The organism is Afipia massiliensis, assembly GCF_014203115.1.
Taxonomy (GTDB): domain Bacteria; phylum Pseudomonadota; class Alphaproteobacteria; order Rhizobiales; family Xanthobacteraceae; genus Afipia; species Afipia massiliensis.
Map to the genome: position 1 here is coordinate 37,951 of NZ_JACHIJ010000004.1, position 14,390 is coordinate 52,340.

Consider the following 14,390-nt stretch of genomic DNA (forward strand, 5'->3'; position numbering starts at 1 on the left):
CGCAGTTCCCTGCGAACAGGGAAAAATACAGGGAATTCTGCAATTCCAGGGCACCAATAGCCAGTTCCATAGCGAGAACCCTCTGCGCTGCAGCGACTTCTCCCGCAATTCCCTACGCAACTTATCAGGCAAGATTTTCGGAGAATAGGGAATTTTCAAGCCGAAACAGGGAATTTTACCTGCAAATAAGTAAGCGTCCATTTCTCGCACACTTGTTCCTAGCATCGCGGAAGCGATCTGTTCTCACCAGCAATTTGCAGGTGAGGAGGACAAGATGTCGAAGGGTTTTCATCCGCGTGAGCGCTATGGCGAAGCATTCTGGCGGGCGCATCATGAGGCGTGGTGTCGTAGTGAGTTGAATCAACGTGAGTATTGCGCGGCTCAAGGCATTCCGCTCAAGACGTTCGGCAACTGGCGGGCGAAGTTCAAGGCCGAGCCCCGGCTGCCCGAACCGAAGCTGCTCTACCGGCGGCGCCACTTAAGTCATGGACTAAGTCATACCCTTAGTCATGGTCTTAGTCATGACTTACCAGTGTCGGTCCCCGTCATTCCACCCGCACGTGAAGGTCGTCGTCGGAAGTTCAGCGAGGCCGACAAACGGCAAATCCTCGCGGAGGCGATACGACCAGACGCGCGCTTCTCCGACGTTGCCCGGCACTATGGGATCGCGGAGCGCGTGCTGTTTCGATGGAAGCAGGAGATGACAGTTGGTGGTGAGCCAATGTTCGTGGCCGTGCAGATCACTGACGCGGTGCTGAGCGACAAGGAGCATGTGTCATGACGCTGCTTCCTCCGGGCGTAAAGGTGCATCTGGCCTTCGGCTTCATCGATATGCGCAAGGGCCTCGCCAGTCCCGGTCTTCTCGCTCATGTCCTGGTCGCCAAGTACTGCGATCACCTTCCGCTTTACAGGCAGAGCCAAATCTTCGCCCGGCACGGCGTCGAGATCGACCGCTCGACCCTGGCGAACTGGGTGGGCGGCGCCTGCTGGTGGCTGGAGCCGCTGCAGGCAAAGCTTGCCGAGCACGCCTTCGCCTCGCAAAAACTGTTCGCCGACGATACGCCAATCCCGGTGCTCGATCCCGGCGGCGGTCGCACCAAGACCGGCAGGCTCTGGGTTTACGCCCGCGATGACCGTCCCTGGAGCGGAGTTGATCCACCGGCGGCGATCTACTTCTACAGTCCCGATCGCAAGGCCAAACGTCCAGCTTCTCATCTGGCACAATTCAGAGGGGTTGTTCAGGTCGACGGTTATCCCGGCTTCGACCGGCTCCGCGTCGGCGGCAATATACAGCTCGCCGCGTGTTGGGTCCATACGCGGCGCAAGTTCTATGAGGTCCATCAGGCGACCGGCTCTCCCATTGCGGCTGAAGCGCTAAGGAGCATCGCCGAACTCTATGCGATCAAGACAACCATCCGTGGCGAGAGCGCCGGTACACGCAAGGGCGTGCGACGAGCCCGGTCACTGCCACTGGTCGAGGCGATGAAGCTATGGTTCGAGACGAAGCTGCTACACATCCCGCCGCGCAGCGGCCTCGCCGATGCGATCCGTTATGCGTTGACCCGTTGGAGCGATCTTGGCCGGTTCATCGATGACGGGCGTATCGAACTCGACACCAACACCGTCGAGCGCGCCATCCGTCCCGTTGCGCTGGGACGCAAGAACCATCTGTTCGCGGGCTCGGACGGCGGCGGTGCGCGATGGGCAACCGTCTGTTCACTCATCACCACTGCAAAGCTCAACAACGTCGAGCCGTTTGGCTATCTAAAGGACATCCTGCAACGCATGATCGACGGCCATCCCGCCAGCCGTCTCGACGAGACGCTGCCATGGAATTGGCAACCTATCAAAGGCAAAGCCTAGGCCTTGTGTAAGAAATGGACGCTTACACTTAATTCAACGACGGTAGGGGCGCGGTGCGTTATCAGCACCGGCAACGCCATTGTTGCATTTCTAATGGCTTTTCTCAGTAACCGAGTTTCATGAGGCTCTCGCCGGGGCCGGCGGCAGCCTCTCCTCTCGATCGAGCACATCGAGCGTGCCGCTGTTTGCACAGAATTCCTGATAGGTCCGAGCCGCCGTTCCGGCACGAAGTTCGTCCTGACATATCGCGGTGTTCAGACACGCAGCACATACGCGTTCCATGTCGCGCATGACGGCCGGTTCGGTGCGGGCGATTGCCGAATTATCGATTCCAAGAGCGCTGAGCAGTCTGCAAAGATTGTCGGCCTTGCCGCGCCGTTTGCCGGCCAGCCTCGCAAAATCGGTCGGGGAGAGGCGAAGATCACTTGCGATCGAGGAAAACTCTCCCGGCGGCAGGTGAGAAAGCTCTCCGATGTCGCGGCGATGTGCGAGCCATGCGGTGAGACTATCGATCACGCGGCCGAGGATCGGGCTTGAACGGGATACCATGGTGCGCTCCGTCTGTTTGAACGCGATCACGATAGCTGGTGCGAGAGTATCGTCTTTGCGCCATCGCAACTTGCCGTAGCTTTAATGCAAGCTAGCAAACCCGAGCAAGGCTTTGACGTCGGCTGCTATCATCAACGGCGTCCACGGCGGGTCGAACGTTATGACGACATCGACCGACCGGACCCCAGGCACGCGCGATGCGCAGTTGGCGACGCCATCCTTGAGAAAGCTGACGGCCGGGCATCCCGGCGTGGTGGCCGTCATCACGATATGCGCGAGGCCGTCGGTGACCATGATTGTGTAGACAAGTCCGAGGTCGACGATATTGTGCCCGAGTTCGGGGTCGATGACAGTCCGGAGCGCTTCCCCGATCAGTTCAACGAGGTCATCGTCATTCATGCCGGCGCCCGGACAGTGAGTTCGTAGGCCGATCCGTCCGACGTGAAACCGCCGAGCCATTGGAAGCCCCGCTTTTCCAGATGCGGAAACAGGAAGACCGGCTCGCGGCGAAGCAGCGCAGCGAGCGTCTCCCCGGGAAGGAGCTGTTCGGCGGCGCTGAGGATCCGCACCATCGGTTCAGGAGGATCGAGGTTCCGGTTGTCGAGCCGCACGACCGGTTCCGGCCAAGTATCCGAAACTTGCGATGGCGGCGGAGATTCGGCGAGCGCTATCCCCGCTGGCGTGAACAGGACCTCCCACTCGCCACCGTCGAGTTCTCTCTCCGAGTGGACGAAGCCCCTGTCGGCCATGACGCTGAACAGCGGGATGGGCTTGAAGGTCGCGTAGAGGCGCAATCCATTGTCGGGTTGAAGATTATCCAGGGCAGCCATAATCGCCGAAAACGGCTCACCGCCCGCGCGCAGGATGGGACGGACGTCAACGTCGATGTAATGGGTCATGACTGTTTCTTTCGGCATGGTTCAGGTCGAGAATACAAAAGTCGCGGAAAGCTCGTTCCGCTCGGCAGACGGAGCGGCTCGACTACATCCCTTAGGCGACGCGTCCGGACGAGTTGCCGCACAATGCCGGCAGTCGCCACCGTCATCGCGAGGACAGCGAGACGGAAAGCAGACGGCTGGCCGGCCAGCAAACCGCCGGTCGCTATCCAGACGGATATGAAATAGCCCGCGAACCACTTGGCAGCGCGCCGCTCGGCAACAAGATCCTGCACGCGGGGCGTCGGCACGCGCCCCATCGCAGGGCCATAGGTTTCGAGCCAGGTGAGAAAAGCGACGATCTTGTAGAGCTTGGCGAGGACGAGCCCCGAAAGCCAACCGAAGGCGATTAGGAACGTGAAGGCTCCGACATGCGCCGAGAACGAGCCGGTGGCTACCAGTTCGATCCCGAGCAATGCCGCTGCGGCCAGACTAACGAAACCGTAGGCCGCCATGCGAGTATTCAGCTCGAGTTGTCGTCGTTTGCGGTTGCGGTAGAGCCCCGCGATGTCGCGGCCGTAGAGAGAGAGTGTTGCGAGGCTCAGAACAGCGGTCGCCAGAAGCACGACGTCAAGTCCGGTTTCCATCGCGATGGCGAGAAGTCCGCCGGTCACGACAATGCTGATCGTCACCGCACCGGCGAGGAGCGTAACTCGAGTCTGACGTCCTTCGACGTCCGGCGACAACATGAACATCGACAATAGGCGATAGCTGACGCCCATTGCAGTGAGCGTCAGCCAGCCGCCCAAACCAGCGATCGCGTGAAGCGGAACGCCCGATTCCAGAATCGCCCCGAACGCGGCGCCACCATGCCCGGCTAGCGACCACGCAAACACACTGCCGAGCAACGCTGTCGCACACAGCGAAGCGAGTCCGACGAGCACGAAATGTGCCGGACCCATGGTGGGACGGGCTCGCCACACCGTCAACACAAGGTCGATCGTCATGAGACCGAATCCGGCGATCAGCAAAGTCGCACCGAGCGGAAGCAGCCAGAGCCAGGCCGGCAGGCGCCCACCCAGCGCCAGAAAACCCGCCAATAGTGCAATCAAACCCGCCGTGAGCAAACCAAAAGCGGGCAGCTCCCAGCACTCGGAAAACAAGGGCTTCGCGACCAGCACGGGCACGAACTGGAATAACGCCCCACACATCGCCATGCTGAGCCAGCCGACGCAGATCATGTGGACTATCACCAGCGTATCGGGCGATGCGACGTCGACAGCAGGATAGCCAAAGCCAGCGACCATGAGGATCTCGGCTGCCAACAACCATACGATCGCAGCCGCAAAGTAGCTCATCGCCCATTTTGAAAGGTTGCCGCCGATCATGATGGAGCCATAGTCGCCATTACGAGACCTCCAATTGTCTCCCTCAAAATAGTCAGGAGCGATCCGGTTTCTTTGTCCCGACGCAAACCAGAAGCGTGATCGTGGTCGGTTCGCCGACCAACGTCGATCAGGCGAAGGCCGTGCCTCAAACGGGCAAGGCCAAGCAGGTATTCGCCACGCTTTTCGACAAGCTCGAAACCCATGGCAACTATCCCCATCCCATAGTGTGGCAAGCAGCGCCGCCGCTTCGGGGAGCATCCCCAAACTGCGCTTCGCGGCTTTCCGGTCCGCTCATGCGTTGTCCTCGTGAGTGGACACGAACTTCACGGTATCGCCCGGCACAATCTTCACGAAGGACGGCTCGAATACCATCGCCACCCCGTCAGATCCCTTGTTGAGCATCTTCACTTCGATTTCCGCAGCATGCGCGGCTCCCGCCAGCACCACGATCGCAGCGACCAGTGCCGCCTTTCAACCTTACTGTCATTTCGTCCTCGCCTTTGCGGACCGGCGACTGCCGGGCTCCGCCTTCTTCGATATCCAACCCGTCGATCCCGGACTTTGCGCCAGCGCAACCAGCCGGCGGGTTCCCGTGCCCAAGGCTCGGCCCGGTGTTGTGGCCTGCAGCGGTGGCGGTTAGTGTCCGGCGCATTGCAAGGAAAGGTGCCATGGCCTCAGTCGACCGTTCTTTGGTCGCCAGTCTCTCAATGTTCTCCGGCCTGAATCCCGGCGAACAGGAGGAGTTGCTGCGCGAGGCTCGCTCGGTCCGCTACCCGAGGGGTACCGCCGTGTTCGAGCAGGGCGCGGAAGCCGACCGCTTCTTCGTGCTGCTCCACGGCCATCTCCGCGTCGAGAAGACGACGCCGCAAGGCCAGCAGACCGTTGTTCGCTACGTGTCCGCAGGCGAACTGTTCGGCGTCGCACAGGCCATGAACCTGTCACACTACCCTGCGACGGCAGTGGCCGCGGTCGATAGCATCGCCCTCGCTTGGCCATCATCGTCTTGGCAGCGCCTGATCGCCAAATTCCCGAGCCTTTCCAGCAGCGCGCTGCAAACCGTCGGTAGCCGCCTACAGGATACCCAGACCCGCGTGATCGAAATCTCGAACGAACAGGTCGAACAGCGGATCGCGCACACGCTCCTCCGTCTTGCGAAACAAGCCGGCCGCAAGGTTGAGGCCGGGGTCGAGATCGATTTCCCGATCAGCCGTCAGGACGTCGCCGAGATGACCGGCACCACGCTGCACACGGTCAGCCGGATCCTCAGCGCTTGGGAAGGCCAGGGGCTGGTCGAAGGCGGGCGGCAGCGAATCGTCCTGCGCGACTCGCAGCGGCTCCACAGCCTTGCCGAAGGTAACAAAGACGACCGGCCCGGCACGCCCGGTCCCTGATTTCAGTATCTGGAGGCCCATGGTTGACCGACGTACCGTCGGAAGAAACATGGTGCCGTTGGTCGCGAGCCCCCATCATCAATCCGCCAGTCGACTTTCCCGAAGACATCGTGTCTGTGATCGATGACAAGACCTTTTCGGTAGCCGATTCGGAAAGCGGGCTCCGCCATTATCTCTCACGCTGAAACATTGATGCCAAATTCAAGACTATCAATCGGGAGAATCTCACCGTCGGCATGAGTCTCCTAACACATGCGAGACGCGCAGACGCGAATTTACTTGTAATGGGAGGACACGCTCACGGATTTGAACGAACGCTCATGTTCGGTAGCGCGACGATAGATATCTTCGGTGCGAATCTCAAAATTCCAGTGTTCTTGTCGCATTAGACGCGAGCGACGACCGTCAGAGCGTTCCAATGACGCATTCAAGCCTGACGGTGAAGGCCCACGGCAAGTGCAGCGATTTCTAGTGAGACATAAATACTGCGATCTGCTTTTGTTCGATCATTTCGATCGTCATGGAGCCAAATACAGGATGCCCGCTACGATGGCGGGTATATGCGCCGAGAATGGTCAGATCCGCATCGAAATTCGAAGCGGCGGCAAGCAACGTTAAGCTCTCCGATTCTTGTTCAATGGGAACAACCATGCTCTTCGCGAAGATTCCGTGACATTTTAAATAGTCAACGACATCTTCTCCAGAGGGTTGGACGTCGTAGTTGCCGACTGTGACTACGAGAGTGTCTGCGCTTCGCAGAAGAATAGGGATCGCAAATGCGATGGCGCGGGCACTCTCTAATGACCCATTCCAGGCAATTATACTTCGTTGGCCAACTCGCGTAATCGTTCTTGGTACGAGCAGAACAGGCCGAGATGTCTCCCGCAGCGCGGTCTGGATAGAAATGTTTGGCCAGTCGAATTCGTGTGAATTTGGATGCGTGAATACGGTTAGATCGGAGACGCGACCATGCTGAGCAATTAAGTCGGCTTCGATCCCTTGCAATTCTAGAAACTTTGCCGACAGCCCCTCAGTCGCTATGTCACCGGGCCAGTTGATGCGATGGGATGCGCAGCAATTCCGAAACAGCGTGCGGGCGCGCTCCACCTCCGTTTCATCTGTGAACCCATTCTCGCGTTCGACAGAGCCCGCAAGTTTGGTCCGATTGGTCGATGGATTGCCGTTTGCCATCTTGGCGTAAAGCGCCACGATCTGAGCTCCGAACTCGCGACCGAGGTGGAGCGCAGCATCAATTGCTTCTGCGTCACTATCAACATCGGCTAACGGAACAAGAATCTTCTTAAACGACATCTTGAAGCTCTCTCCTTTTTGGCAACGCCTGGCTGTGTCCGGAGAATCAACCACAATCAGAACATCACCGGCTGGCTTCCGACGAAATTCCTGCGCGACGCTACAGAGCAGGGACTACGGCAGGAGGCCATGCCCGCGCCGCCGATGACGACCACATCAGGTTATATTTTATCTTTGCGTACAAGGGGCGTTAGCGGGGGCCGGCGACCAGAACGTCGCAGGCTGCTTCCTTGAGTACCCGTTGCGTGACGCTGCCAAGAAGGGTCGGGAGAATCACGTTGCGGCCATGCGGTCCGAGGGCCAGCAGATCGACGCGGCTGCTGCGTGAGAGACGGCCGAGGACGACGCCAGGAACGCCTTGCAGATTGCGCTTCTGTGTTTTGCTAGGGCCCGCCACTTCAAGCGCGAATCCGGCAAGATCGTGACTAGCCTTGGTGATTCTGGCCGAGCGGTATTCTTCCATCGCCGCCTGTGATGTCCCAGCGCGTAACATGACCTGCTCGACGGTTAGCGGAATATCGTCAACATGAATCAGCGTGATTTTACCATCCGGAGCCAGTTTATGCGCTTCCCTAGCGGCAGCTGCCGATTGAGGCGAGAAATCAACCGCGACAGCTACTTGTATATAAGGCTTTACTGGCTGGCGCCTGACCACAAGAACCGGCGTGGGCGCCGTCCTGATCACCCGGTCAGCTGTCGAGCCTAGAATCTTCTCCTTCAACGATTGTGTTTTGCCCGGCCCGATTACGATCAGACCTGCGGAAATCTCACGCGCCACTCGAGTAATGACTTCGTGTGGCGATCCAAATTCAACGCGGCAGACGCTACGCCGAGTGCGCCCGGTTTCGCTCAATAAAGCCTCAAGCCTCGTGAGCATTTGCTGTTTAAGTTCATCCTGCAGATCGGTTTCGCTGCGACCCGATACGCCGGCAACATAGGACAACGTCTCCCTTTCGATGACATGGAGCAGCACGAGCTGGGCAGCATGTGTCACAGCCAACTGGACCGCTCGGGCCAGCACCGCATCGCTTCGAATCTCCAGATCGAGAGCGGCCAGAATCATCTTCATCTTTGAGGCACTCCCGAAATCATAATCATCATACTCCTCCATCACAGCTTTATGTGGTCATCGGGACCGTTCTCGGAACTGCCGATGCACCGACGAAAATGCTGTTGACTGCCCGAACGATAATTGAAGCAATGATAAGCTAGCAGACGAAATAAGTCAGACGTTATCCAGGCTCAACATTTTACGTTTGATCATCGTAGGAAAGAGCTTCCGTATAGCGGCCCCAATCGGTCACGGCGTGCAGCGGCTGGCTGGCCGCGTCCGGCGTCACGTGATCCTCGACCTCGATCGAAAAGCATGCGCGAAGGCTCGGCCGATTCACTGAACGGCCGTGCTATCGCAGCGCCCGCAGCGCATTGAGGATGACAACAACGTCGATCGCTTCCTGCATAAGCGCACCCTGCACGGGCGGTAGATAGCCGAATGCCGCGACCACCATGCCGGAGACGGATAGGCCCAGCCCGACGAATACGCTTTGCAGCGCAATGCCACGAGTCCGCCGCGCAATATCGAGCGCTCTGGCGAGCGGCAGCAGCTGATCGACAAGCAGAACCACGCCCGCGGCCTCCGAAGAAGCAGCCGCGCCTCGCGCGCCCATCGCCACCCCGACATCGGCTGCGGCCAGAGCCGGCGCATCGTTGACGCCGTCACCCACCATCATCACTTGGCGCGTTGCTGCTTCACGTCGAACGGCAGCGACTTTACCTTCGGGCGTCAAATCTCCCTGGATTTCGTCGACGCCGAGGGATTGGCCCACCGCCTGCGCAATGTGATCCATATCGCCGGAAGCCAGCACGATCCGTTCGATTCCGGCCGCCCTCAGCGCATCGAGCGTGGAGCGCGCATCCTCCCGCAATTGGTCCTGAAGCAGGATGACGCCCGCGACCACGCCATCCACCGCAACCGCAACCGACATCACGCCAGGGGGCGGGTCGAGTCCGCCAACCATTTGGCCGTCGCCACTGCTGCGGTTGCGCACATAGGTATCGCCGCCGATCGCAACACGTCGACCGCCGACCGTACCCTCGATCCCCTTGCCGGGAACTTCCGTGATATCGGAGGGCGGCAAGAGCGTCAGCCCCGCCTCAGTGGCCGCCTGGATGAGCGTCGTCGCCACGACGTGCGCCGATGCCTGATCTAAACTTGCGGCCAGCCCGAGCACGTCGTTATCGGAAAAGCCATAGCGCGTCCTGATTTCCGTGATCGCGGGGCGTCCCTCAGTGAGCGTCCCGGTTTTATCAAGAATAGCCGTCTGCACGCGGGCCAGCGCTTCCAGCGCTGCGCCGTCTTTGACCAACGCCCCGGATTTCGCGGCTCGCGACATGCCGGAGATAATCGCCACGGGAACGGCGAGGATCAAAGGGCAAGGCGTCGCCACCACCAGCACGGCCAAAGCGCGGATCGGATCGTTGCTAACGGCCCAGGCGATGGCGGCGATGGATACGGTCAGCACCAGAAAGCCAATGGCATAGCGGTCGGCCAAGCGCGCCATCGGCGATTTGCTCGCCTGAGCCGCCTCGACGAGGCGGACAATTCGCGCATAGGTGCTTTCGGAGGCTGGCCTGCTCGCGATTAGATCGAAGGGCGCGCCGACAAGGGTGGACCCGCTCAGCACCTCGCCACCGCGCGTGAGACTTTTGGGTATTGATTCTCCGGTTAAGGCCGAGAGGTCAAGCACAGCTACGCCGTCGACGATGTGACCATCCACCGGTAGAACCTCGCCCTGCCGAATGAGCAGGCGGTCTCCTTGCCGGATCGTCACGATCGGAACTTCTTCAAGGGCATGATCGCGATAGCGCATCGCAGTGAACGCGACGCGACCGAGAAGCGCTGTCATTTCGCGCCGTGCCTGTCCTTCGGCAAAACTCTCCAGCAATTGGCCGCCAGCATACATCAACGCTACGACATTGCCGGCAAGAGTTTCCCCGAAAACAAGCGCCGCCGACATGGAAAGCGCCGCAACGACGTCGAGCCCAATATCGCCCCGGCGCAGCGATCCGATAATCTGCACGAACAATGCGAGCAGAACGGGAATCGTCCCAAGCGCCCAAGTGAGATGGGACCGATCAGCATCGCCATGCCACCAGAACCAGCCGCCCACCGCCAGGCCAAGCAGCGCGACGAAAACCAGCAGACGGGAGCCGTAGCGCCGATAGCCGACGCGGCGCACTGCAGATTCAACTCTATCGAAGACGGTCAATGTCGAGCATTCTTATGATCATGCACATTCTCAAATATGCATGCCAGCGCCTGGCATGCCGATACTGCTATGATCCTGACCACCAACTGTTCCATGTTGAGCGCAATTTTTTCGAGCATTCTGAACCTGCCTGAGGTTTCCAGACCGAGCTGCCTCGAGCCGATCGCAAGTGCTTTAATGCTGAAGCGCCTCTACTGCGTAATCAGATTCGCCCCTTTTCAACCCCTCACGCAAACGAAAGGTATCCGAGACCCAGCCGAAAACGCCACCCTGCATCTTTACCATTTTGATTGCCGCATCGTGGTTGCCCACATCGGTCGCGCCGACGCTGTCCTTGAGCAACAGGCACCAATATCCGAGATCGTTAGCCTGCCGCATGATCGTGTGCACGCAGACATCGGTCGTGATACCGCGAAGAATGAGATGGGTCACACCAAGATTCTGCAGTGACCTGACCTGGGTTTCTTGGACCAAGCTTTGTGAGAAAGTCAGCTTGGAAAGGAGCTTTGGTATGCCGAAGAAGAGGTTCAGCGCGGAGCAGATCGTGGTGTTGCTCCGTCAGATCGAAGTGTTGATGTCGCAGGGTAAGGGTGCGCCAGTGACGTACCGGGAAGCCGGGATTTCGCAACAGAGTTATTATCGCTGGCGAAAGGAATACGGTGGCCTTGAGCTCGATCAGGCGAAGCGGATGAAGGACCTGGAGCGGGAGAATGTCCGCCTCAAGCGTCTCGTCGCCGATCTGTCGCTTGAGAAGCAGGTGCTCAAGGACGTTGCCTCGGGAAACTTATAAGCCCTGAGCGGCGCCGGCAGGCGGTAGAGGGCATTCGAGGGAAGTATGGTATCTCCGAACGCCATGCCTGCCGGATCGTCAGCCAGCCTCGCGGGACACAGCGATACACCAGCATCGTTCGGGCCGATGAAGATGCGCTGACGAGAGCGATTGTCTCTCTAGCATCGCAATACGGACGATATGGCTATCGCCGGATCACATCTCTGCTGGTCGACGCAGGCTGGCAAGTGGGTTGTGATCGAGTTCAGCGAATCTGGCGCCGTGAGGGGCTGAAGGTACCCAGGAAGCAGCGACCGCGCGGCCGGCTGTGGCTCAACGACGGATCCTGCATCCGGTTGCGACCGCAGCATCGCAATCATGTTTGGAGCTACGATTTTGTGGAAGCGCAAACCCACGATGGGCGCAAACTCCGGTTGATGACTTTGATCGACGAGTTCACGCGGGAATGCCTGGCGATCAGGGTGGCCCGTCGCATCAACAGCTTTGGCTTTGGCGTTATCGAGACCATGGCCGACGTGATGATCGAGCGCGGTGTGCCGGAACACGTGCGTTCTGACAACGGCGCGGAGATGACGGCAAAGATTGTGCGCAGCTGGTTTGCAAAGCTGGGATCGAAGACGCTCTACATAGCGCCCGGCAGCCCATGGGAGAATGGCTACTGCGAGTCCTTCAACGGGAAACTGCGCGATGAATGCCTGAACGGCGAAATATTCTTCAGTCTGAAGGAGGCTACCGTCGTCCTCGAGCAATGGCGCAAGCACTACAACGCGATCAGACCGCACTCTTCCCTGAATTATCGACCACCGGCGCCCCAAACATCAGCCCCACCGACGCATCTGGATCGGAGCGCAGCAATGCAGTAATCTCTATCCCGCTGCTCCAAAATATCCGTCAGGTCAACCAGACGATCCGTATGGGCCCGAGACGATAGGTCTTACGAAGGTGCAGGACCTTCTCGACGATCTCCGGAGACGTGCCATTGGCGGGATTCTTCGGCGCTGTTTTGCAGTTCTCGAGGCCTGCCAGGCCGTGCTGCCGAAAAGCCGTCCGCCAGCGATAGAAGCTGGCTCTGCCGACGCCAAAATACCGACACGCCTTGCCGACATCACCAATCTTGTCAGCGTGTTGGAGCACCCGCAGCTTGTGGTCCACATCGCGCCTGAATTTGTACATCCTGATCATCCTTCCTGCCGTTGAGGCTTAGGTTAAAGGATGTCTCGCAAGTCCGTACATTCCTACAAGCTTTGAAGATACCTACTAGGCGAAAGAAGGCAGCGTTTCAGCGTACTTCTTCAAGTCATTCTTTCTGATCTTGCCGTTCGGAGCAATTGGAAGCTGTGGCATCACGATTATCTTCTGAGGTTTTTTGTACCGAGCGAGGTGCTCATCCAGCAACGCAAACAGTGCGTCTATCTCTATATGGCAGCCGGGAACCGGCTCAACAAAGGCGATAATTTCCTCATTACCTTCGATTGACCGCCCAACGACGGCAGAATTCAAAACTGCTGGATGCGTATTGAGCGCCGCCTCAATCTCCGGAGGATAAACGTTGAAGCCTGAACGAATGATCAATTCTTTAGTGCGCCCCTGCACTACCAGCTCTTGCTTTGAATTAACGCTCACAACATCGCCAGTATTCAAGTATCCATCCTTATCAATTACCGCCTCCGTAAGCTCTGGCTGACGGAAATAGCCAAGCATCACGTTAGGTCCACGCACATGCAGCTCACCCGGAGAGCCATCCATAATCTCGCAGCCATCGGACCCAACAACCTTGATCTCAACTCCAGGAATTGGAGTACCTATGTTGACCTCATTGCTTCCCATCTCATACAGAGTGCGGCTAATAGTAGGCGACGTCTCAGTTAGGCCATAACCGTTGTGAAGTACCACGCCGAGCACCCGCTCGACATTTTGGCGAAGCGATAGATCGAGCGGCGCCGTCCCAGTGTAGGCGTACCGCAACCGATTTGGCATGAGTTGAAGATCAGTTTGGTCAGCATGAGCAACGAGGCGGGCAAATAAAGCTGGCACGGCTGCGAAAAATGTCAGCGTACCATTTTGAATGACTTCGATTGTCTGCGCGAGAGAAAAGCGCGACATAATTCGCGAATGGCCTCCCGCAAAGAGCAGTCCTTGCATCAGAGCAAGCCCGTACGAATGCGAGATGGGCATGAGGCATAACGAAACATCATCCGCGAAAATGGTCTTCGTTACTTTTCCACGGCAGGCAACAAATGCAAGATTACGATGGCTCAGCATCACCCCCTTGGGGCGGCCTGTCGTTCCCGTTGTGTAGATCAGCGTAGCAACCTGCTTTGCGGGATCACCTTCAACCTTTTCGGCCATGGTTCCCGCATCGAGGCTTCCAACTTTCACCCTACCGATCTCGTCAAATAGCTCCAGAGTTGCGCCATGGCGCCGTGCGTGAGCGTCCGCTTCCGAAGAAATGATGTGGGTGTAGAATACACGGCGGGGACTGCTGTCTTCCTTGATTAAATCAATCTCGCGTGAGCTGAGACGAGCGCTAGTCATCACGCTCCACGCGTCCAATCGACTTGCAGCGTACATCAGGACAATTGCGGCGATCGAATTCTCACAAACCACCATAACACGGTCGCCAGGACGAACACCCAATTCTGCCATTTTCCCAGCAACATCGGCAACAGTGTCGATCAGACGCCGATAGCTCCACTCCGCACCATTTTCATCAGTGAATGCAATTCGGGACGCCCCCTCCTTTGCACCCTCCTCCAATATCATGTGGATTCTAGGTGGCAAATTCGACAATAGATCCGGAATCATCGATCATCTTTCTCCACAATGTATATCTTTGGGAACATTCTCAAGAACACAACAACCGCTCAGTACACGGAGCCAAATGTTATCTTGCGACACTGGTTGATCACACCCAAGAAGATGCTGGACTACTGATACTACCAATCTGGTAATTC

The 14,390-nt window shown here is 58.3% G+C and carries 14 protein-coding genes and 2 pseudogenes; 4 read left to right on the top strand and 12 right to left on the bottom strand.

Going from position 1 to position 14,390, the window contains the following annotated elements; translation table 11 throughout:
• The first annotated feature begins 274 nt into the window (after positions 1–274).
• Together tnpA and tnpC are read left to right on the top strand one after the other, a co-directional pair.
• Positions 275–781: an IS66 family insertion sequence element accessory protein TnpA gene (gene tnpA, locus HNQ36_RS13910; RefSeq protein WP_184086052.1), complete on the top strand. Its 507-nt coding sequence runs from the start codon at positions 275–277 to the stop codon at positions 779–781.
• Between the two features lie 56 nt (positions 782–837).
• Positions 838–1,863, top strand: a pseudogene (gene tnpC, locus HNQ36_RS13915) (IS66 family transposase); the annotation flags it as partial.
• Positions 1,864–1,980: 117 nt separating this feature from the next.
• Here the strand turns inward: tnpC and HNQ36_RS13920 are convergent.
• The 6 genes from HNQ36_RS13920 to HNQ36_RS13945 all read right to left on the bottom strand — a co-directional run bounded on the left by HNQ36_RS13920 (position 1,981) and on the right by HNQ36_RS13945 (position 5,122).
• The gene (locus HNQ36_RS13920) at positions 1,981–2,412 is read right to left on the bottom strand and encodes a hypothetical protein (RefSeq protein ID WP_184086054.1); all 432 of its coding nucleotides are present in this window, start codon (positions 2,410–2,412) and stop codon (positions 1,981–1,983) included.
• A gap of 81 nt (positions 2,413–2,493) precedes the next feature.
• Positions 2,494–2,811 (bottom strand): metal-sulfur cluster assembly factor, encoded by a 318-nt coding sequence (locus HNQ36_RS13925; protein ID WP_184086056.1) that lies wholly within the window; start codon positions 2,809–2,811, stop codon positions 2,494–2,496.
• On the bottom strand, positions 2,808–3,311 hold the full coding sequence (locus tag HNQ36_RS13930; RefSeq protein ID WP_184086058.1) for a DUF2249 domain-containing protein: 504 nt from the start codon (positions 3,309–3,311) through the stop codon (positions 2,808–2,810). Before HNQ36_RS13930 ends, HNQ36_RS13925 begins: the two co-directional genes overlap by 4 nt.
• Complete coding sequence (locus HNQ36_RS13935; RefSeq protein WP_184086060.1) at positions 3,308–4,675, bottom strand: hypothetical protein; 1,368 nt, start codon at positions 4,673–4,675, stop codon at positions 3,308–3,310. The genes HNQ36_RS13930 and HNQ36_RS13935 overlap by 4 nt, the downstream gene beginning before the upstream one ends.
• Positions 4,672–4,878 carry a hypothetical protein gene (locus HNQ36_RS13940; RefSeq protein WP_184086062.1) on the bottom strand — a complete coding sequence of 69 codons (207 nt, stop codon included), beginning with the start codon at positions 4,876–4,878 and terminating at the stop codon, positions 4,672–4,674. Before HNQ36_RS13940 ends, HNQ36_RS13935 begins: the two co-directional genes overlap by 4 nt.
• 88 nt (positions 4,879–4,966) lie before the next feature.
• Complete coding sequence (locus HNQ36_RS13945; RefSeq protein WP_347339969.1) at positions 4,967–5,122, bottom strand: cupredoxin domain-containing protein; 156 nt, start codon at positions 5,120–5,122, stop codon at positions 4,967–4,969.
• A gap of 221 nt (positions 5,123–5,343) precedes the next feature.
• On the opposite strand from HNQ36_RS13945, the gene HNQ36_RS13950 reads away from it, so the two are divergent.
• On the top strand, positions 5,344–6,066 hold the full coding sequence (locus tag HNQ36_RS13950; RefSeq protein WP_184086064.1) for a Crp/Fnr family transcriptional regulator: 723 nt from the start codon (positions 5,344–5,346) through the stop codon (positions 6,064–6,066).
• A gap of 468 nt (positions 6,067–6,534) precedes the next feature.
• Here HNQ36_RS13950 and HNQ36_RS13955 read toward each other — a convergent pair whose 3' ends face one another.
• The 4 genes and pseudogenes from HNQ36_RS13955 to HNQ36_RS13970 form a co-directional block, all read right to left on the bottom strand.
• On the bottom strand, positions 6,535–7,377 hold the full coding sequence (locus HNQ36_RS13955; protein ID WP_184086066.1) for a universal stress protein: 843 nt from the start codon (positions 7,375–7,377) through the stop codon (positions 6,535–6,537).
• A gap of 190 nt (positions 7,378–7,567) precedes the next feature.
• Complete coding sequence (locus HNQ36_RS13960; protein ID WP_184086068.1) at positions 7,568–8,488, bottom strand: universal stress protein; 921 nt, start codon at positions 8,486–8,488, stop codon at positions 7,568–7,570.
• Between the two features lie 292 nt (positions 8,489–8,780).
• Positions 8,781–10,394, bottom strand: coding sequence for a heavy metal translocating P-type ATPase (locus HNQ36_RS13965; protein ID WP_347339976.1), 1,614 nt, complete (start codon positions 10,392–10,394; stop codon positions 8,781–8,783).
• Between the two features lie 426 nt (positions 10,395–10,820).
• Positions 10,821–11,093, bottom strand: a pseudogene (locus HNQ36_RS13970) (cysteine hydrolase family protein); the annotation flags it as partial.
• A gap of 64 nt (positions 11,094–11,157) precedes the next feature.
• On the opposite strand from HNQ36_RS13970, the gene HNQ36_RS13975 reads away from it, so the two are divergent.
• A protein-coding gene (locus HNQ36_RS13975) for an IS3 family transposase (protein ID WP_184086070.1) occupies positions 11,158–12,299 on the top strand; the annotation gives its coding sequence in 2 pieces (ribosomal slippage) (positions 11,158–11,422 and positions 11,422–12,299; 1,143 coding nt in all).
• Between the two features lie 28 nt (positions 12,300–12,327).
• On the opposite strand, the gene HNQ36_RS13980 is transcribed toward HNQ36_RS13975, so the two are convergent.
• Positions 12,328–12,609, bottom strand: coding sequence for a helix-turn-helix domain-containing protein (locus tag HNQ36_RS13980; RefSeq protein WP_184086072.1), 282 nt, complete (start codon positions 12,607–12,609; stop codon positions 12,328–12,330).
• An 84-nt stretch (positions 12,610–12,693) separates the two neighbouring features.
• Positions 12,694–14,199: a class I adenylate-forming enzyme family protein gene (locus HNQ36_RS13985; protein ID WP_246395387.1), complete on the bottom strand. Its 1,506-nt coding sequence runs from the start codon at positions 14,197–14,199 to the stop codon at positions 12,694–12,696.
• Positions 14,200–14,390: the final 191 nt, after the last annotated feature.